The sequence below is a fragment of the Ancalomicrobiaceae bacterium S20 genome (genome assembly GCA_040269895.1).
Lineage (GTDB): Bacteria > Pseudomonadota > Alphaproteobacteria > Rhizobiales > Ancalomicrobiaceae > Methyloraptor > Methyloraptor flagellatus.
Genome location: CP158568.1, coordinates 4434930 through 4452024 on the forward strand (window position 1 = coordinate 4434930; position 17095 = coordinate 4452024).

Below are 17095 nucleotides of genomic sequence, written 5' to 3' on the forward strand. Positions count from 1 at the left end.
ACCCGCGAGGTGCCCGCGGGTCCAGTGTTTCGAACGCGGCGCTCAGGCCGCGATGGCGGTCCGGATCGCCTCGGCGTCGAGGCCCTTCTCGCCGATCACGACCAGCCGGCTGCGGCGCGCCTCGCCGGCGTTCCACGGGCGGTCGAACTGGTGGCGGAAGCGGTTGCCGACGCCCTGCACGAGCAGGCGCATCGGCTTGCCGGCGACCTCGACGAAGCCCTTGATCCTGAGCACGTCGTGGTCCTCGGCGACCTTGGCGAGCTTCGCCACCAGCGCCTCCGGATCGGCGGTCGCCGGGATCTCGACGACGAAACTGTCGAAGTCGTCGTGGTCGTGCTCGGGTTCGGCGTCGTGGTGCGACGGGCGATTGGCGAGGTCGTCCTCGGCGGCGGCCGCGATGCCGAGCAGCACGGCCGGATCGATGCGGCCCTCGCGGGCCTCGACCACCTTCACCGCGCGCGGGATCGCGCTGGCGATCTCGCCGCCGACGCGGCTCGCGGTCTCGGCGTCGAGCAGGTCGGTCTTGTTCAGCACGACGAGATCGGCGGCGAGGAGCTGGTCCTCGTAGACCTCCTCGAGCGGATTGTCGTGATCGACCGCCTGATCGTCCGCGCGCTGCTGCAGCACCGCGTCGGGATCGTCGGCGAAGCGGCCGTCGGCGACCGCGCGGCCGTCGACCACGGCGATCACGCCGTCGACGGTCAGCCGGGCGCGCACCTCGGGCCAGTCGAAAGCCTTGATCAGCGGCTTCGGCAGCGCGAGACCCGAGGTCTCGACGATGATGTGTTCCGGCCGGCGCTCGTGGGCGATCAGCGCCTCGATCGCGGGCAGGAAGTCGTCGGCGACCGTGCAGCACAGGCAGCCGTTCGCCAGTTCGACGATGTTCTCCTCCGGGCAGCTCTCGACGCCGCAGGCGCGCAGCACCTCGCCGTCGACGCCGACATCGCCGAACTCGTTGACGATCAGCGCCAGCCGGCGACCCTTCACGGTCTCCAGCACGTGGCGGATCAGCGTGGTCTTGCCGGCGCCGAGGAAGCCGGTGACGATCGTGACCGGGATTTTCGAAAACGCGTTCATGACGCCAATGACTCCGTGGCGTTCGGGCGCGGCGCCCGAACGCATCTGCCTCAGACAGGCTTGATCGGGGGAATGCGGGCGACGACGCCCTTCTTCAGGCTGTCGGGACGCTCGCGCCAGGGGATCAGCCCCTCCGGCGCGACCGCATATTGACGGGCGGCGGCGAGGATGCCCTCGGCCGCGGTCTCGGGCACGAAGTCGCCGTAGACGTAGGTCCACTTGCCGGCGGCGGTGAAGCCGATCGTGACCGGGCGCTTGCAGACGCTCAGGCACTCCACGCCGACGACGGCGACGTCGGTCGCATCGTTCGCTGCCTCGGCGACCGCGGCATGCAGCCGGGCGCCGGCGCGCGGCGCCTCGGCCGGGTCCTCGGCCCGGCGGCAGGTGGTGCAGACGTAGATCGTGACCGGTGCGGTCATCGGGCCGCGACCTTCACAGCCGCGGCCGTCTTCTCGGTCCGGGTCCAGAACAGGCCGACGAGCGCGCCGACGCTGAGCCAGAGCGCGGCGTGGAGCGCCAGCGACGTCGAGGCGAAATGCGCGGCGAGTTCGGCCGGCACTGTGCTGGTCAGCGTCGCGGGATGCGGTGCGCCGATCAGGTGCGGTGCGACGAGGAACAGGAGGCCGAAGCTCTTGGCCGGCATGCGGTCGACCCGCACCAGGAGCCAGAGCGCCAGCGCCGTCGACGCGGCCGTGCCGACCCACCAGAGCTGGCGGGCGGTCAGGTCGGCGGCGGCCGCACCGGGCAGTTCCGGCGCCAGGCCGAGGCCGGTCGCCAGACCGGTGGCGGCGAAGGCGCCGGCGGCCCAGGCGAGGCCGGTGCGCGGCGTGATCCGGTCACCCGCGACCAGCATGCCCGCGATCAGCACCAGCGCATAGCCGATCGCGGTCAGCACGGTGGCGAGCGAGGTGAACAGCGTCCGCTTGAGGCCGTCGCGCGGCTGCCAGCCCTCGTCCGCCTCGGCCTTCGGCGCGGCGGCGCCGGCCTCGGGCCCGTGCGAATGGGCCAGGATCACCGGCGCGCCGGACGCGGTCCAGCCGGCGACCGACGGCGTCGGAAGGGCCAGCGCGGCGTGATGCTCCGCGGCCTTCTCATAGACCTCGGCCTTCAGGATGATCGGAGTCGTGGTGAATTGTTGCAGGACCGCAATCGCAAGCCCGGCGACAAGGCCGGCCAACAGGCCGACCGTGAACACGCGGTTCAACATGGCTGTCGAACCTGCGACGAGGTTCCCCGCCTCAATGGCAGGGGAAGCTCATCGCATGACGGCTGTCGTGAGCGGCATTGTGCAGCACGTTCGCGCCGGCGAAGCCGGTCGTGAACACGAGCGCGACGCCGAGAGCGGCGGCGGCGAAGGCGACCTTCAGCGTGTCGGCGCGCGAGATCTCGCGGGTGGCCGGAACGGTGTGGCCGAGAGCGGCGGTGTTGGTCTGCATCGTGGTTCTCCTGGCGCGCCCCACCGGCGGCCGAAAGAGGTTGCGCTGCGACGGCAGGTCTCCTGGCTCGCGGATCGCTGCCGGTTTCGCCGCCTTCCCGGTCTCCCCGAAAGGACCAGTGGCATGAGGCGTCCGGCTAACCGCTCACAGTTGCGGGGGCAGCTGCGGCATTCTCTGCCGGCCTTTGTCTGGCCGGCGAAGACCGCATTCCCTTTTCACCCTCGGAGAGAGGGACCGTCGCTTCTTTGATGCGGTTTATGACGGTCGCTGTCAATGAGCGATGCGACCGGGGGCGTCGCGAAAACGACGCATTCCGCCACGGGAGCGGCGCCCGGCCGCCAGCCTGCGGCGCATCCGGACTTGCGGCCGGCGCTCGCGCGTGGTCACTGTCCGGCCCCGAACGGTCCTTGGATGGAGAGCGGCATGACCACGCCGGACAACGACGAACAGGCCCGCCACAAGGCGAAGATGGAGAAGCGCAAGGCGGTGCAGGACGCCGAGGTCGCCTCCAAGACCATCGCCGAAAAGGGGCTGCTGATCGTCAACACCGGTCCGGGCAAGGGCAAGTCGACCGCCGCCTTCGGCCTCGTGCTGCGCGCGCTCGGCTACGGCTGGCGGATCGGCGTCGTGCAGTTCGTCAAGGGCGCCTGGGACACCGGCGAGAAGCATGCGCTCGAGCGCTTCGGCGACCTCGTTTCCTGGCACACGATGGGCGAGGGCTTCACCTGGGAGACGCAGGATCGCGCGCGCGACGTTGCGGCGGCGAACCGCGCCTGGGCCAAGGCCCGCGAATTGATGGCCGATCCGACGATCCGGCTCGTCGTGCTCGACGAACTCAACATTGCGCTGCGCTACGATTACCTGCCGCTCGCCGAGGTGGTCGAGACGCTGAAGGCGCGGCGCGGCGACCTGCATGTCATCGTCACCGGTCGCAATGCCAAGCCGGAGCTGATCGAGGCGGCGGATCTCGTCACCGAAATGACGCTGGTGAAGCACCATTTCGCCAGCGGCGTGAAGGCGCAGCAGGGCATCGAGTTCTGACCGGCACAGGATCGGCGCGAGGGTTTCGGAAACGGGCGGTTCGAGAAGGGGGCGGGGAACGCATGGACGGACGGCGCGCCAGGGCGCTCATGCTGCAAGGGACGGGCTCCGACGTCGGCAAGAGCCTGCTCGTCGCCGGGCTCTGCCGCGCCTATGCCAACCGCGGCCTCGTCGTCCGGCCGTTCAAGCCGCAGAACATGTCGAACAATGCCGCCGTGACCGCCGACGGCGGCGAGATCGGCCGCGCACAGGCGCTGCAGGCGCGCGCGGCCCGGGTCGCCCTGAGCGTGCACATGAACCCGGTGCTCCTGAAGCCGCAGAGCGAGGTCGGCTCGCAGGTGATCGTGCAGGGCCGCATCCACGGCAACGCCAAGGCGCGCGAATACCAGGGCATGAAGCCCGGCCTGATGGCCGCGGTGCTCGACAGCTGGGACAAGCTCCGCGCCGAGGCGGATCTCGTGCTGGTCGAGGGCGCCGGCAGCGCGGCCGAGGTCAACCTGCGCGCCGGCGACATCGCCAACATGGGTTTTGCGCGCGCCGCCGACGTGCCGGTGGTGCTCGTCGGCGACATCGATCGGGGCGGTGTGATCGCGCAGATCGTCGGCACGCGCGCGGTGCTCGATCCGGACGACGCCGCGATGATCGCGGGCTTCGTGGTCAACAAGTTCCGCGGCGATCCGAGCCTGTTCGAGAGCGGTATGGCGCTGATCGCCGAGAAGAGCGGCTGGCCGGCGCTCGGGCTGATCCCGCATTTCCGCGACGCGGGGCTCCTCCCGGCCGAGGACGCGGTCGCCCTGGACAAGCGCGACTTCGCCGGCACGGGCACGGGGGCAGCCGTCACCATCGCCGTGCCGCAACTGCCGCACATCGCCAATTTCGACGATCTCGATCCGCTCAAGGCCGAGCCGTCGGTCCGGCTGGTCATGGTCCGGCGCGGCGAGGTTATTCCGCCCGAGGCCGACCTGATCCTGCTGCCGGGTTCCAAGGCGACGATCGCCGATCTCGCTGCGCTGCGCGAGAGCGGCTTCGACATCGACATCGCGGCGCATCTGCGTCGCGGCCGCCGCGTGTTCGGGATCTGCGGCGGCTACCAGATGCTCGGGTGCACGGTCGCCGATCCCGAGGGCATGGAAGGGCCGCCCGGCACCGTGCCGGGGCTCGGCGTGCTCGCGGTCGATACCGTGCTGACCGGCTCGAAGGCGCTGCGCCGGGTCGAGGGCGCGACCGTCGCCGACGGGGTGCCGTTCTCGGGCTACGAGATGCATATCGGCGTCACCGAGGGGCCGGACCGCGCGCGGCCGGTGCTGCGCTTCGACGACGGTCGCACCGACGGTGCGACCCGGGCCGACGGGCTGGCGAGCGGCGCCTATGTGCACGGGTTCTTCGCCGACGACGCGCAGCGGCGGGCGTTTCTCGCCTCGCTCGGCGCGGCGGCGTCCGGCCGGTCGCATGAGGCGACGGTCGAGGCGACGCTCGATGCGCTGGCGGCGCATGTCGCCGCCCACGTCGACCTCGATCGGCTGCTCGATCTCGCGCGCTGAGATTTGGTTCGGCGTCGGGCTGATTCAGAGCAGCGTCAGGGCGAGGCCCGAGGCCGCCGCGATCCCGCCCGCGCCGGCACCGACCGTGCCGAGCGCGCCATAGCGCGGCATCGGGCCGGTGGCGTCGATGACTTCGAGATCGTCGAGCGCGTTCAGCGTGTGGACGCCCCAGGGCGGGCCGCCCGGCGGCGGGTCGAGGCGCTTGACGATCGTCTGCTCAAACCGGCCTTCGCCGATCGCATCGATGCGCGCGAGCGTCAGCGCCGCGCCGTAGCCGTCGCGGCAGTCCTGTGCTGGGCGGTAGAGCACGCCGTCGCGCTCGACCACGTGGCCGGCCGGACGTACCGAACTCGCATCGATCAGCAGCGGCTCTGACGATGCCGGCCGCCAGGGGCCGAGCGGATCGTCGGCGACATAGACCATCAGCGCGTCCCAGGACGAGGTTGACGGTTCCTGGATCGCCGCGGTGATCCAGAACCGGCCGGCATGGGCGAACAGGGTCGCGTCGGCGAGCGAGACGCCCGAGACCAGCGTCGCCACCCGCTCCCAGCGATCCGGAAATGCGATCGCGCGCCAGAGCTCCAGCGTCTTCGCGCCGGAGCTCTCCGGCATCATGTAGATCGCTCCGGCGTGGCGGAACACGAAGGGATACGAGAGATGCGTCTCGGTCTCGAGGATCGGGCGCGGCGTCTCGGGGATGCCGTCGGCATCGACGCGCGCGACCGACAGAATACCCTTGCGGGTCGCATAGGGGTATTCTTCGCAGAAGAGCCAGGTCGTGCCGCCGTCGCGGAACAGGAACGGGTCGGCGTAATAACGGCGCCGATCGTCGGCGAGCCAGTGGTAGCCGTTCGCCGGCCAGGCGAGGCGGTCGAGGACGCCGTCGGCGGGCGAGGCCAGCCGGCGGATGCCGATGCGCCAGTGGTCGTCGTGGACGAGCAGACGCTTCAGTTTCCTGCTCGCAGCGGCGGCGATCGATTCGAACATGAAGCGTGCCGGGTGCGTGCCGGCGAGGGCGCCGCCAGCCCTGACGACCGTGCGCGCCGGGGCTGCGCCTTGTCCGATCCGCTCGATCGTCCGTCGCACGAGGCCGGGCAGACGGCCGCAGACGGCGTCGCGGCCGACCAGGAAGACGTCGGGCCGCTCGAGCGCGGGCCGGCCTTCCTCGAAGATCGCCAGTGCATCCGCGCCGACGGCGACGATCGAGACGACCGGCAGGCGCCGTTCGAGCAGGGCCGCGGTCAGCGCCGCGTCGCCGGGGGCGCCGTCGAACAGGATCGCGAGGGTCACACCCGCCGCGATCTCGGCCGCACCGGAAAGATCGATGGTCACATCGGCTTCGGTCTCGAAACCGGTCGGCCGCAGGTCATCGGCGCGGGCGTCGTCGATCCGGTCGGAGGGGCCGCTCGCGCCCCGTCGGGTCAGAATGGCTTCAAATTGCTCGAGAAATCCGACCGCATAGGGCAGCACCGGCGCCTGTGCATCGAAACGCAGCGCGACCGCATGGCCGTCGGCGATCAGCCGGTCGGCCAGATCGACATGCCAGCGGCGCAGGTTTCCGGGGGCGAGGAGCAGCGCGACCTTCATATGGCCGATTATTGCTGGCAACTCTGGATGGAGCGTTAAGACCGGTTGTCATGTCAGCCATAGCGTCGGTCGGCCCCGCACGGCCGGCGCGGCGGATCGCCGCTTCCGGATCCAGACGGGCAAGGCCGGTCAGGCGGGGCCGGCGGCGACCAGCCAGGCCGGATCGAACCAGGTGTCGGCGTCGCCGTCATAGGGCAGGCGATTGATGTCCCAGTGCCGGATCAGATGCGCATAGGCGGTCCAGACCGACGGGCCGCCGCCGATATAGACGACGCGATCATGGAACGGCGCCAGCACCTGTTCGGGTGTCATGTGCGAGCGGATCTCGACGATGGTGCGATCGAGGAACGCCCATTTCGGAAACGACGCATAGGTGCGCGGGCCGGTGACGATCACGTGGCCGCGGGTGATGTCGAAGAAGCGCGCGACATCGGCAACGAAGTCCGGATCGGTATTGCCCTCCCAGGGCAGCACGCCGTGCAGGCCGAGCTGCCCGCGCTTGCCGATCGCACAGATGCTGCGCACGTCCGCCATCGTCGCCATTCCTTCTCGCCGGATCCGTTCGTTCCGGAACAACGCCGGAATCGCCGATTTACCCCTCTGAACCACGCCTCGGGGCGAGGCAACAGCGGAAATCGCCGCGGCCCTCGTCGCGTCGGGTGCATGGGCGGGGAGGCGGCGATCGTCGAAGAGATGAGGGAGGAGCCGGAGCGGGCGGCGCGCGCGTCCGGCGAGAGCGGCGCCATCGGCGAGGCGGCCTATGTCCGGCGTGTGCTGATCACGCTCGGGCTCGTCGCCTTGGCCTTGTTTCTCTGGGAGGTGCGGCATGCGCTGCTGCTCACCTTCACGGCCGGGGTGCTCGCCGTACTGATCGGCGCGGCGGTCGGGCCGATCCATCGCACGACCGGGCTCGCTCGCCCCCACGCCGTGGCGCTCGTCGTCGTGTCGGTGCTGGCGCTGCTCGTGCTGGTCGGCTCGCTGGTCGGCACGCAGGTGGGGGTGCAGGTCCGGGCGCTGGCGACGGCGGTGCCGGAGCGGCTCGACGCGATCGGGCAGCGCTACGGTCTCGATCTCGCCCATGCCGGCAACAGTCAGAGCGGCGGGCTCGGGCAGATCTACGAGACCGTGGTCGGCCCGATGACGACCTTCGGCCTCGGGGCCGCGACAGCGCTGACCGAGGCCGTGCTGGTCCTGATCGGCGCGGCCTATCTGGCGATCGCGCCGGAGGTCTATGTCTCCGGTGCGGTGAAGCTGTTTCCGAAGGCGCAGCAGGAACGGGCGGCAGCAACCATCCTCGCCTGCGGCAATGCGCTCAGGCTCTGGGCCCTGGCGCAGGGCATCGCCATGGTCCTGATCGGCATCATGGCCGGGTTCGGCGCCTGGGCGATCGACCTCCCCGCGCCGATCGCGATCGGGCTCTTCGCCGGACTGACGGAATTCGTGCCGGTGCTCGGGCCGATCGCCGGTGCGGTGCCGCCGCTCCTGCTGGCGCTCGGCCAGGGGCTCGAGCCGGCGGCCTGGACGCTGGCGCTGTTCGTCGCGATCCAGCAGGTCGAATCGAACGTGATCACGCCACTCCTGCAGAAGCGCATGGTCTCGATCCCGCCGGCGCTGCAGCTCTTCGCGGTCATCGCCTTCGGTCTCGTGTTCGGCACGCTCGGCCTGCTCGTCGCCGCACCGTTGACCGTGGTCGTCTATGTGGCGGTCCAGAAGCTCTATGTGCGCGAGACGCTCGGGGTGCCGGTGGTGGTGGCAGGGCAAGAAGGCGAGGGGCAGAAGGGAACGGACGGCGAGGAGCCGGACGCGGATCGCGCGGGGCAGGCGCCGGCCCGCGCGGCGAGCAGGGCTAGGCGATGGCCGTCGGCGGCGCGCCGGCGGCGAGCAGCGCCTCGTCGCTGCGGTCCTTGAGGCCGGTGCCGGTCAGCTCCAGACGCAGCGCCTCGCGCGCGAGCCAGCCGATGCGGCGGCGGGCCTCGTCGAGCGGCATGCCGGCGGGGCGGATGTTCGAGACGCAGTTGCGGTCGGCATCGGTCAGGCCGACACGCGGGCGGAACGTCACATAGGCGCCGATCGCGTCGGCCGAGGTCAGGCCCGGCCGCTCGCCGACGATGACGACAACGAGGCGCGCGCCGAGCCGTTCGCCGATCGCGTCGCCGAGCGCGACGCGGCCGAATTCGACCACCGGCACGGAGGCGGTCTTCAGGCCGGCGGCTCGGAAGTCGGTGATGAGGCCGGCGACCAGTTCGGCCGCGTGCAAGCCGATGCCGGCGGCGGACAGGCCGCCGAAGACCGCGACGGCGACGTCCGGGCGTTCGCCGGCGGCACCGGCGAGTGCCGCGGCCGCGGCGGGATCGAGGCTGCGGCCGAGGTCGGGGCGGGCGAGATAGGTCGTGCGGTCGGTCGCGCCGCTGGCGAGCACCGTCGTCGCTACGCCGGCCGCCTCCAGCGCTCCCGTCAGCGCCTCGACGTCGAGCCGCGATAGCACGGCGTCGCGGGCGGCGGCGTGGGCGGCCTGGAAGGCGAGGTGATCGGCGGTGGCGATGCTGGCGCCGGCGCGGCCGAGGCCGATGCGGGCGACGGTGCGCGCTTTCAGCAGCGCCCAGGGATCGAGAGGGCGCCGCTCATGCCGCGCGCTCCGAGGGCGCCGGCAGCAGGCGGCGGAAGGCATCCGGCAGCGCGGTCGAGGGCGCGATGCGGCCGGCCTCGTCCATCAGGCCGACCTTCAGGAGCCAGGCCTCGAATTCCGGCGCGGGCTTCAGGCCGAGCATGCTGCGCGTCGCCATGACGTCATGGAACGAGGTCGACTGATAGCCGAGCATGATGTCGTCGGCGCCGGGCAGGCCCATGACGAAATTGACCCCCGCCGCCGCGAGCGACAAGAGCAGCACGTCCATGTCGTCCTGATCGGCCTCGGCGTGGTTGGTATAGCAGACGTCGCAGCCCATCGGCACGCCGAGCAGCTTGGCGCAGACATGATCCTCGAGGCCGGCGCGCAGGATCTGTTTGCCGTCGTACAAATATTCCGGGCCGATGAAACCGACCACCGTGTTGACCAGGAACGGCGAGAAGGCGCGCGCCACTGCGTAGGCCCGCGCCTCGACCGTCTGCTGGTCGACGCCGTGATGGGCGTTGGCCGACAGCGCGCTGCCCTGACCGGTCTCGAAATACATGACTTCATCGCCGACCGTGCCGCGCTTCAGCGACCGCGCCGCGTCGTTGCCCTCCTTCAGGATCGCCAGATCGATGCCGAAGGAGCGATTGGCGGCTTCGGTGCCGGCAATCGACTGGAACGGTAGATCGACCGGCGCGCCGGTCTCGATCAGGCCGATGGTCGTGGTGATGTGGGTCAGCACGCAGCTCTGCGTCGGCACGTCGAGCGCGCGGCGGATGTCGTCGATCATCATCAGCAGTTCGCGGCAGCGCTCGGGGCTGTCGCCGGCCGGATTGATGCCGATGACGGCATCGCCGGAGCCGAGCAGCAGGCCGTCGACGATGCTGGCGAGGATGCCGGCGGGATCGTCGGTCGGGTGGTTCGGCTGCAGGCGGGCCGAGAGCCGGCCGGGCAGGCCGACGGTGGTGCGGAAGCGCGTCACCACCCGGCGCTTGGCGGCGATCAGGATCAGATCCTGGTTGCGGCAGATCTTGGAGACCGCCGCGACCATTTCCGGCGTCAGGCCGGGGGCGAGGGCCGCGAGCGCCTCGGCATCGGCGGCATCGGACAAGAGCCAGTCCCGGAAGCCGCCGACGGTCAGATGCGCGATCGGGCGGAACGCCTCAGGGTCGTGGCTGTCGACGATCAGGCGCGTGACCTCGTCGGTCTCGTAGGGCACGACCGCCTCGTCGAGAAAGCGCCTGAGCGGCACGTCGGCGAGCGCGATCTGGGCCGCGACCCGTTCGGCCCGGCTCGCGGCCGCGATGCCGGCGAGCTCGTCGCCCGAGCGCTTCGGCGTCGCCTTGGCGAGCAGGGTCTTCAGGTCGGGAAAGACGTAGCGGGTGCCGCCGAGATCGGTCCTGAACATGTCGAACTCTCCGAACACGGAAATTGCCCAGTCGGACCGGGAGAGTAATGACCGGTTCGCGCGGCGCAAGCCGATCTGTCGAGCGCTATCGTTCCTGGCCTGCCGCAATGCTGGGCAGAGCCGGGACATGCTTACCGATCGGGATCCGGTCTGGCCCTCCGGTGGACACGATCCGTCCTAATTCGCATACTGGTTGTGTTTAACGCCGGGAGCGCGCGATGGGACTACGATTGGCTATGGTCCTAGCGCTTTTTACCACGGTCCTCCTGCTCCTGCTCGGACCATTTCCATCAAAGTCCGTGCGCGTGCTCATCGCAGCGGACGTTCGCCAGCCTGAAGGGTTCGTCAGCGATTTTCTACCGCTCGCCACGAGAGCGTTCGCCGATGCCGGGATGGATCTGGTGTTCAAGCCGGGTGCTCCGGGGTTCGGCCGGGTCGGCCCGTCGATCGCGGTGGTTCACTTTCGCACCATGGAGAAAGCCGTCGCGTTTCTCTCTTCTCCTGCCTTTCGCCATGCCGAGGGGGTCGGAGGGAAATACGCGCTCATTCGTGTCTACCTGATCGATCCGTCGGCCCCTCTGGTCGATGAATAACGATAGCGGGCCTGCATGAGGAGGCGCCCGAAAGACCTGCGACAGGTGAGCCACGGGTCGGCGCTGTTTGGAGTAGTCGTGGTAGGACGGACGTCTTTCGCTCCGATGTCAAATGTAATGTTATAACATATCAATACATGGATTTCGTCATATTGTCATAATCGCTTTATGGAGCTTCTTTAGTCCGTGGAGCCGCGGTCAGGTTTTCGAGGGCAAACCGGTCCACCCGGCCGCAGCTCCTGGGGGTACTCACCGATGCGTCTTTCCACGCTGCTTCTCGCCACCGCGCTGACCGCGGCCGGCACCGCCGCCGCCGGCGCGCAGACGATCTATCCGCTGACCCGCGCCGAGATCCTGGTCGGCTCCAAGTTCGACTTCAAGGTCGAGTTCCCGGGCGCGCCGGCGCAGGGCGCGGTCAAGGTCACCATCAACGGCCAGGATCCGGCCGCCGTGCTCGGGCAGTCGGCGACCTTCGTCGAAAAGGAAGACGGCCTGGAGCACTCGGCCTACTGGATCCGCGGCGCTTCGGTCGCCAAGCCGGGCAGCTACACGGTCGAGGCGACCGCCGGCGACAAGACCGCCAAGGTCACCTGGGAGGTGTTCGGCACCGAGGCCCGCAAGGCCAAGAACGTGATCCTGTTCATCGGCGACGGCATGTCGGTCACCGACCGGACCGCCGCGCGCATCCTGTCGAAGGGGCTGGTGGAAGGCCGTTACGGCGGCGAACTCGCGATCGACGACATGCCCTACATGGCGCTGGTCTCGACCTCGGGCACCGACTCGGTCGTCACCGACAGCGCCAATTCGATGAGCGCCTACACGACCGGCCACAAGTCCTGCGTCAACGCGCTCGGCGTCTACTGCGCCAAGAACAAGTCGACGCTCGACCATCCGAAGGTCGAGACGATCGGCGAGCTCCTGAAGCGGACCTACGGCATGTCGGTCGGCGTCGTGACCAACTCCGAGATCGAGGACGCGACCCCGGCCGGCGTCGTCTCGCACACGCGCAAGCGCTCGGACTATAACGACATCGTCAAGATGTTCTATGCCGTCAAGCCGGACGTCATCATGGGCGGCGGCTCGCCGAACTTCCTGCCGAAGTCGATCCCGGGCTCCAAGCGCACCGACGAGGAGAACTTCGTCGAGAAGTTCAAGGCCGACGGCTACACCTTCGTGTCGACCGCGACCGAGATGCGCGCCGCGGCCGCCGAAGGCAAGACCAAGGTGCTCGGCCTGTTCAACACCGGCAACGTCGACGGTGCCTACGACCAGAAGTTCAAGCTCGGCACCACGTCGAAGTTCCCCGATCAGCCGGACCTCGCCGAGCAGACCAGGATCGCGATCGACGCCCTGTCGAAGAACGACAAGGGCTTCTTCCTGATGGTCGAGAGCGCCCGCATCGACAAGTACAAGCACTCGCTCGACTGGGAACGCGGCGTCTTCGACACCATCCTGCTCGACAACGCCGTCAAGCAGGCCAAGGCCTTCGCCGAGAAGAACAACGACACGATGATCATCGTGGTCCCTGACCACGCCCATATGGTCGGCATCATCGGCTCCTACGACGACAGCCTGCCCGGCCAGACCCCGCGCGAGAAGCTCGGCGTCTACGACAAGTCGAAGTTCCCGCAGTACAAGCCCGACGCGAACGGCTATCCGGAGAGCGTCGATCTGCCGGTGCGCCTCGGCTACACCTTCGGCTCGTATCCGGATCACTGCTTCGACGCCAAGCCGCACCTCGACGGCGAGTTCGTGCCGGCGGTCGCCGGTGCCGAGAAGGGCACCTTCATCGCCAACGAAAAGTACTGCAAGCCGGGTTCGGTGCGCGTGACCGGTAATCTGCCGGCCGAGGCCAACAGCGGCGTGCATGCGGCCGACGACGTGCTGCTGACCGCGATGGGTCCGGGTGCGGACGTCTTCCACGGCCGCGTCGACAACACCCGCGTGTTCCGCGCCATGGTCTCGGCCCTCGGCCTCGGCCAGGTGCTGGCGGCGAAGTGAGTGACGGGAGCGCGGCCGGCGATCCGGCCGCGCTCGCCTCGAGCCAGAAGGCGGCCGAGATGAGACCGTTCGATTTGGCCTTTGATCTGAACCGCCGCGGTGTTCTCGCCGCGGCGTTCGCCGTTGCGAGTGCCGCGCTGGTCCGTGGCGCCCGGGCCGGCGCCGCGATCACTTTCGAGGGGCTCTACAAGAGCTTCGGCGTGCTCGGCTACGAGTTCGCCGACGGGGTCAGGGCGCTCGCCGGCCAGGAGGTGACCATGATCGGCTACATGGCGCCGCCCCTGAAGCCGGAATCGACCTTCTTCGTGCTGACGCGCGAACCGCTGGCGATCTGCCCGTTCTGCCAGTCGGATGCCGACTGGCCGCTCGACATCGTCGTCATCTACATGGACGCCGCGACGCCGCTGGTCAGTGCCGGCGAGAAGGTCGCCGTCACGGGCCGGCTCGCGATCGGCTCCTGGATCGATCCGGAGACCGGTTTTGTCAGCCAGATCCGCATCGAGAAGGCGCAGTATCACCGTGCTTGATGCGCCCGCCGCGATCTCCCGTCACTCGTCCGACGCGGCCTCGAGGCCGCCGGAGCGGCTGGTGCTGGAGCATATCGCGGTCGATCATCGCGACGCGGGTGGCGCGAAGGTGCGCGCGCTCGAGATCGATCGCTTCGCGGTCGCCGCCGGCGAGCGGGTCGTGCTGACCGGACCGTCGGGGGCGGGCAAGACCACGGCGCTGCATGTCGCGGCCGGCATCGCCCGGCCGGACACGGGCCGTGTGCAGTGGGGCGACCGCGTCGTCTCGGCCGAGCGCGAGGCGGTGCGCGACCGCTGGCGGCGCGAGACGATCGGCTTCGTGTTCCAGAACTTTCACCTCGTGCCCGAGCTCGACATTCTGTCGAACATCCTGATCGCGCGCTGGTTTTCCGCGTGGCGGGTCGATGGCGCCTTGCGGGCGCGTGCGGTGGCGCTGGCCGAGCGCATGGGCCTGCCGGACCCGCGCCGGCGCGCTGGCGTCTTGTCGCGCGGCGAGCAGCAGCGCGTCGCGATCGCGCGCGCGCTGGTACACCGGCCGGCGATCGTGTTCGCCGACGAGCCGACCGCGAGCCTCGACGCCGAGACCGGCGCCGTGATCGGCACACTCCTGGTTGAGGCGGTCGCGGAAACCGGGGCCAGCCTGGTGGCGGTCAGCCATGACGCACGCCTGATCGAGCGCTTTCCGCGCGTCGTCCAGGTTCTCGGCGGGCGGCTGGTCGAAGACGCGCCGGCGCTGCCGCGCATCTCGGAGGCGGCGCGATGAACCCGTTCCCCATCGTGCTCGCGGACCTTCGCTCGATGCGCTGGGTCGGCCTGACGGTCGTCCTGCTGGTGGCCATCGCCGTCGCGGTCGGCGTGGCGCTGTCCGCGCAGGAACGGGCGTTCCGCAAGAGCAGCGCGCGCGCCGCCGACGATTTCGATCTGATCGTCGCCGCGCCGGGCAGCCAGGCGCAGACCGTGCTGACCACGATCTACCTGCAGCCGGAGGCGCTGCCGCTGATCGACGGCCGGATCATCGATACGCTGGCCGCCGATCGCCGCGTTGCGGCCGTGGCCCCGATCGCGTTCGGCGACTTCTTCCATGGCTATCCGATCGTCGGCACCACGGCGCCGTTCGTGACGCGCTGGGGCCGTGTCGCGCCGACCGAGGGGCGTCTGTTCGAGCGCGAGGACGAGGCGGTGATCGGCGCCGACGTGCGCGCCGCGATCGGCGACCGCGTGCTGCCGTCGCACGGCGCGGGACCGCATCCGCTGCTCGGCGCCGAAAGCGCCGAGGAGGCCGCGCATCGCCATGCCGGCGCCGGCCTGCGGATCGTCGGCCGGCTGCCGCGGCTCGGTTCGCCCTGGGACCGGGCGATCCTGGTGCCGGTCGAGAGCGTCTGGGCGGTGCACGGGCTCGGCAACGGCCATGCGAGCGATCCCGCGCCGCTCGGACCGCCGTTCGGCGCGACCAAGATGCCGGGCGTTCCGGCATTGGTCGTCAAGCCGCGCGGCGTGGCGGACGCCTATGCGCTCCGGGCGCAGTATCGGCAGAACGGCACGATGGCGTTCTTCCCGGCCGAGGTGCTCGTGTCGCTCTACAAAACCATGGGCGATGTCCGCGACGTGCTGGTCTGGGCCTCGATCCTCGACAACATCCTGGTCTTCGCGGCGATCCTGCTCGTGGTCGTCGCGCTCGCCGGGCTCCGGCGCCGGCGCTATGCCGTGCTGCGCGCGCTCGGGGCGCCGCGGATCTATGTGCTGGCGGTGGTCTGGATCGGCGCGGCGGGGCTGATCGCCGCCGGCGCGCTTCTGGGGCTGGTCTTCGGCTGGGGCGGGGCGGTCGCGGTCTCCGCCGCGCTGGAGGCGCGCACCGGGCTCGGCCTGCCGTTCCTGCCGGCGTGGAGCGATCTCGGTTTCGTCGCGGCGCTGATCCTCGCCGGCAGCACCATGGCGCTGGTGCCGGCGCTCATGAGCTACGCCCGGCCGATCGCGGCGGGGCTCGGCGACTGATCGCGCGCCGTCACAGCCGCCGGAACAACGCGTCACGAGATGCTGAACGCTCGTTCGACAAGTCGACGGTTTTCCTGTTTTCAAAGTCGCATTTCGCGATAACATTCGCGCCAGGGGCCCATCAAAACGCCCTGACATCTTTTTGAGCACGCCGTGCGGATCCCACGGTGCGACCGGTGTGCTCGCGTCGATCTGTTCTCAGCCACAGAGGCAGTCAAACATGAAAACCGCGTCGAAGATCCGCCTCGGCCTCGCTCTGGCCGTGTCCATGCTCGCTGCCGCGCCCGCGCTCGCGGCCGACAAGATCGGCAACTGCGAGGTGACCGGCAAGAAGGGCGAATTCTCCATGACCCCGGCCAAGCCCGGCCAGCTCACCGTCGAGGTGAACCTGCCGGCGCCGGCCTGGTGGAACGGCGATACCCCGGAGGCGATCAAGGACGGCTACGAGTATTGCCTCGCCGCCAACATCGCCTGGCGCCTCGGCCTGACCAAGGTCGAGACCGTCAACGTCGCCTGGGACGCGCTCGTCGCCGGCCAGACCAAGGATTACGACCTCGCGCTGTCGCAGGCCTCGATCACCGAGGAGCGCAAGAAGGTCGTCGACTTCTCGGTGCCCTACTTCAACTCCGACATCGGCGTGCTCGCCAAGAAGGGCAAGAAGGTCGACGAGAAGTCGATCAAGGATCTCAAGATCGGCGTGCAGCAGGGCACGACCGGCGCCGACTTCGTCACCGGCACGCTGAAGCCGAAGACCGAGGCCAAGGTGTTCCCGGACACCCCGCCGCTGTTCACCGCGCTGATGGCCGGCCAGATCGACGTCGCCATGACCGACACCGCGATCGTGCTCGGCCAGGCCTCGGAATCGAAGGGCAAGGTCGTCGTGGTCGGCCAGTACACGACCGGCGAGCAGTATGGCGCGATCTATCCGAAGGGCTCGGCCAACAAGGCGGTGCTCGACAAGGTGATCCAGGCGCTGATCGACGACGGCACCACCAAGAAGCTCGCGGCCAAGTATCTCGCCGCGGTCTGGGGCGCCGATCCGACCAAGATCCCCTACTTCAAGCCCTGAGATCCAAGGGCCTCGGCGGATTCGTCCGCCTGATCGAAGTCGAGGGGATGCCGCCCGCATTCCCTCGACCGGTCCAGCCGGCGAAACGGGCGCGACCGTCCGTTTCGATCGGGACGGCGTGATGCAGCCGCTTCGCTTTTCCGTTTCGTTTGGGTAGAGTTGCGAAATGCGCATGGGTCGGCGCCGCTGTCCGGTCGAGGCCGGAGGCGGGA

Annotated in this window: 17 protein-coding genes and 1 riboswitch; of the genes, 9 read left to right on the forward strand and 8 right to left on the reverse strand. The window is 69.6% G+C overall.

All coding sequences use genetic code 11. From position 1 onward, the window contains the following. Positions 1 to 42 precede the first annotated feature (42 nt). The 4 genes from cobW to ABS361_20050 are packed head-to-tail and all read right to left on the reverse strand — an operon-like array spanning position 43 to position 2513. Positions 43 to 1077: a cobalamin biosynthesis protein CobW gene (gene cobW / locus ABS361_20035; GenBank protein ID XBY44285.1), complete on the reverse strand. Its 1035-nt coding sequence runs from the start codon at positions 1075 to 1077 to the stop codon at positions 43 to 45. A 50-nt stretch (positions 1078 to 1127) separates the two neighbouring features. Further along, positions 1128 to 1496: a DUF1636 domain-containing protein gene (locus ABS361_20040; protein ID XBY44286.1), complete on the reverse strand. Its 369-nt coding sequence runs from the start codon at positions 1494 to 1496 to the stop codon at positions 1128 to 1130. Beyond that, a complete protein-coding gene (locus ABS361_20045; GenBank protein ID XBY44287.1) occupies positions 1493 to 2284 on the reverse strand; it encodes a CbtA family protein in 792 nt (263 codons plus the stop codon). Before ABS361_20045 ends, ABS361_20040 begins: the two co-directional genes overlap by 4 nt. A 31-nt stretch (positions 2285 to 2315) precedes the next feature. After that, on the reverse strand, positions 2316 to 2513 hold the full coding sequence (locus ABS361_20050) for a CbtB domain-containing protein (protein XBY44288.1): 198 nt from the start codon (positions 2511 to 2513) through the stop codon (positions 2316 to 2318). A gap of 34 nt (positions 2514 to 2547) precedes the next feature. Next, a riboswitch (cobalamin riboswitch) is annotated at positions 2548 to 2767 on the reverse strand. A 169-nt stretch (positions 2768 to 2936) separates the two neighbouring features. Between ABS361_20050 and cobO the strand changes: the two genes are divergently transcribed. Both cobO and ABS361_20060 read left to right on the forward strand, forming a co-directional pair. Then, positions 2937 to 3554, forward strand: coding sequence for a cob(I)yrinic acid a,c-diamide adenosyltransferase (cobO, locus tag ABS361_20055; protein XBY44289.1), 618 nt, complete (start codon positions 2937 to 2939; stop codon positions 3552 to 3554). Positions 3555 to 3643: 89 nt separating this feature from the next. Next, positions 3644 to 5095: a cobyric acid synthase gene (locus tag ABS361_20060; protein XBY46964.1), complete on the forward strand. Its 1452-nt coding sequence runs from the start codon at positions 3644 to 3646 to the stop codon at positions 5093 to 5095. 24 nt (positions 5096 to 5119) lie between these two features. On the opposite strand, the gene ABS361_20065 is transcribed toward ABS361_20060, so the two are convergent. Next, on the reverse strand, positions 5120 to 6682 hold the full coding sequence (locus ABS361_20065; GenBank protein ID XBY44290.1) for a hypothetical protein: 1563 nt from the start codon (positions 6680 to 6682) through the stop codon (positions 5120 to 5122). Positions 6683 to 6811: 129 nt separating this feature from the next. Beyond that, the gene (locus ABS361_20070) at positions 6812 to 7216 is read right to left on the reverse strand and encodes a dihydrofolate reductase (GenBank protein ID XBY46965.1); all 405 of its coding nucleotides are present in this window, start codon (positions 7214 to 7216) and stop codon (positions 6812 to 6814) included. 159 nt (positions 7217 to 7375) lie between these two features. Between ABS361_20070 and ABS361_20075 the strand changes: the two genes are divergently transcribed. Further along, positions 7376 to 8590, forward strand: coding sequence for an AI-2E family transporter (locus ABS361_20075; GenBank protein XBY44291.1), 1215 nt, complete (start codon positions 7376 to 7378; stop codon positions 8588 to 8590). Here the strand turns inward: ABS361_20075 and eutC are convergent. Both eutC and ABS361_20085 read right to left on the reverse strand, forming a co-directional pair. Further along, positions 8529 to 9350, reverse strand: coding sequence for an ethanolamine ammonia-lyase subunit EutC (gene eutC, locus ABS361_20080; GenBank protein XBY44292.1), 822 nt, complete (start codon positions 9348 to 9350; stop codon positions 8529 to 8531). The genes ABS361_20075 and eutC overlap by 62 nt on opposite strands. Continuing rightward, a complete protein-coding gene (locus ABS361_20085) occupies positions 9304 to 10701 on the reverse strand; it encodes an ethanolamine ammonia-lyase subunit EutB (protein ID XBY44293.1) in 1398 nt (465 codons plus the stop codon). The genes eutC and ABS361_20085 overlap by 47 nt, the downstream gene beginning before the upstream one ends. A gap of 305 nt (positions 10702 to 11006) precedes the next feature. Here ABS361_20085 and ABS361_20090 point away from each other — a divergent pair, with 305 nt between their 5' ends. From ABS361_20090 to ABS361_20115, 6 genes are all read left to right on the forward strand, one after another. Beyond that, positions 11007 to 11294 (forward strand): hypothetical protein, encoded by a 288-nt coding sequence (locus tag ABS361_20090; GenBank protein ID XBY44294.1) that lies wholly within the window; start codon positions 11007 to 11009, stop codon positions 11292 to 11294. A 255-nt stretch (positions 11295 to 11549) separates the two neighbouring features. Continuing rightward, the gene (locus ABS361_20095) at positions 11550 to 13295 is read left to right on the forward strand and encodes an alkaline phosphatase (GenBank protein ID XBY44295.1); all 1746 of its coding nucleotides are present in this window, start codon (positions 11550 to 11552) and stop codon (positions 13293 to 13295) included. Positions 13296 to 13354: 59 nt separating this feature from the next. Beyond that, complete coding sequence (locus tag ABS361_20100; protein ID XBY46966.1) at positions 13355 to 13822, forward strand: hypothetical protein; 468 nt, start codon at positions 13355 to 13357, stop codon at positions 13820 to 13822. Positions 13823 to 13883: 61 nt separating this feature from the next. Continuing rightward, on the forward strand, positions 13884 to 14585 hold the full coding sequence (locus ABS361_20105) for an ATP-binding cassette domain-containing protein (GenBank protein XBY44296.1): 702 nt from the start codon (positions 13884 to 13886) through the stop codon (positions 14583 to 14585). Further along, the gene (locus ABS361_20110; protein ID XBY44297.1) at positions 14582 to 15814 is read left to right on the forward strand and encodes an FtsX-like permease family protein; all 1233 of its coding nucleotides are present in this window, start codon (positions 14582 to 14584) and stop codon (positions 15812 to 15814) included. Before ABS361_20105 ends, ABS361_20110 begins: the two co-directional genes overlap by 4 nt. Positions 15815 to 16034: 220 nt before the next feature. After that, the gene (locus ABS361_20115; GenBank protein ID XBY44298.1) at positions 16035 to 16883 is read left to right on the forward strand and encodes an ABC transporter substrate-binding protein; all 849 of its coding nucleotides are present in this window, start codon (positions 16035 to 16037) and stop codon (positions 16881 to 16883) included. The last annotated feature ends 212 nt before the right edge of the window (positions 16884 to 17095 follow it).

What these genes read in the sequence shown, in the direction of transcription:
- ABS361_20075 (XBY44291.1), top strand. Translation starts at nt 7,376, where the DNA reads ATGAGGGAGGAGCCGGAGCGGGCGGCGCGCGCGTCCGGCGAGAGCGGC.
- ABS361_20100 (XBY46966.1), top strand. Translation starts at nt 13,355, where the DNA reads ATGAGACCGTTCGATTTGGCCTTTGATCTGAACCGCCGCGGTGTTCTC.
- ABS361_20110 (XBY44297.1), top strand. Translation starts at nt 14,582, where the DNA reads ATGAACCCGTTCCCCATCGTGCTCGCGGACCTTCGCTCGATGCGCTGG.
- cobO (XBY44289.1), top strand. Translation starts at nt 2,937, where the DNA reads ATGACCACGCCGGACAACGACGAACAGGCCCGCCACAAGGCGAAGATG.
- ABS361_20045 (XBY44287.1), bottom strand. Translation starts at nt 2,284, where the DNA reads ATGTTGAACCGCGTGTTCACGGTCGGCCTGTTGGCCGGCCTTGTCGCC.
- ABS361_20040 (XBY44286.1), bottom strand. Translation starts at nt 1,496, where the DNA reads ATGACCGCACCGGTCACGATCTACGTCTGCACCACCTGCCGCCGGGCC.
- ABS361_20115 (XBY44298.1), top strand. Translation starts at nt 16,035, where the DNA reads ATGAAAACCGCGTCGAAGATCCGCCTCGGCCTCGCTCTGGCCGTGTCC.
- ABS361_20050 (XBY44288.1), bottom strand. Translation starts at nt 2,513, where the DNA reads ATGCAGACCAACACCGCCGCTCTCGGCCACACCGTTCCGGCCACCCGC.
- ABS361_20085 (XBY44293.1), bottom strand. Translation starts at nt 10,701, where the DNA reads ATGTTCAGGACCGATCTCGGCGGCACCCGCTACGTCTTTCCCGACCTG.
- ABS361_20060 (XBY46964.1), top strand. Translation starts at nt 3,644, where the DNA reads ATGCTGCAAGGGACGGGCTCCGACGTCGGCAAGAGCCTGCTCGTCGCC.
- ABS361_20095 (XBY44295.1), top strand. Translation starts at nt 11,550, where the DNA reads ATGCGTCTTTCCACGCTGCTTCTCGCCACCGCGCTGACCGCGGCCGGC.
- ABS361_20065 (XBY44290.1), bottom strand. Translation starts at nt 6,682, where the DNA reads ATGAAGGTCGCGCTGCTCCTCGCCCCCGGAAACCTGCGCCGCTGGCAT.
- eutC (XBY44292.1), bottom strand. Translation starts at nt 9,350, where the DNA reads ATGCCTTCCGCCGCCTGCTGCCGGCGCCCTCGGAGCGCGCGGCATGAG.
- cobW (XBY44285.1), bottom strand. Translation starts at nt 1,077, where the DNA reads ATGAACGCGTTTTCGAAAATCCCGGTCACGATCGTCACCGGCTTCCTC.
- ABS361_20070 (XBY46965.1), bottom strand. Translation starts at nt 7,216, where the DNA reads ATGGCGGACGTGCGCAGCATCTGTGCGATCGGCAAGCGCGGGCAGCTC.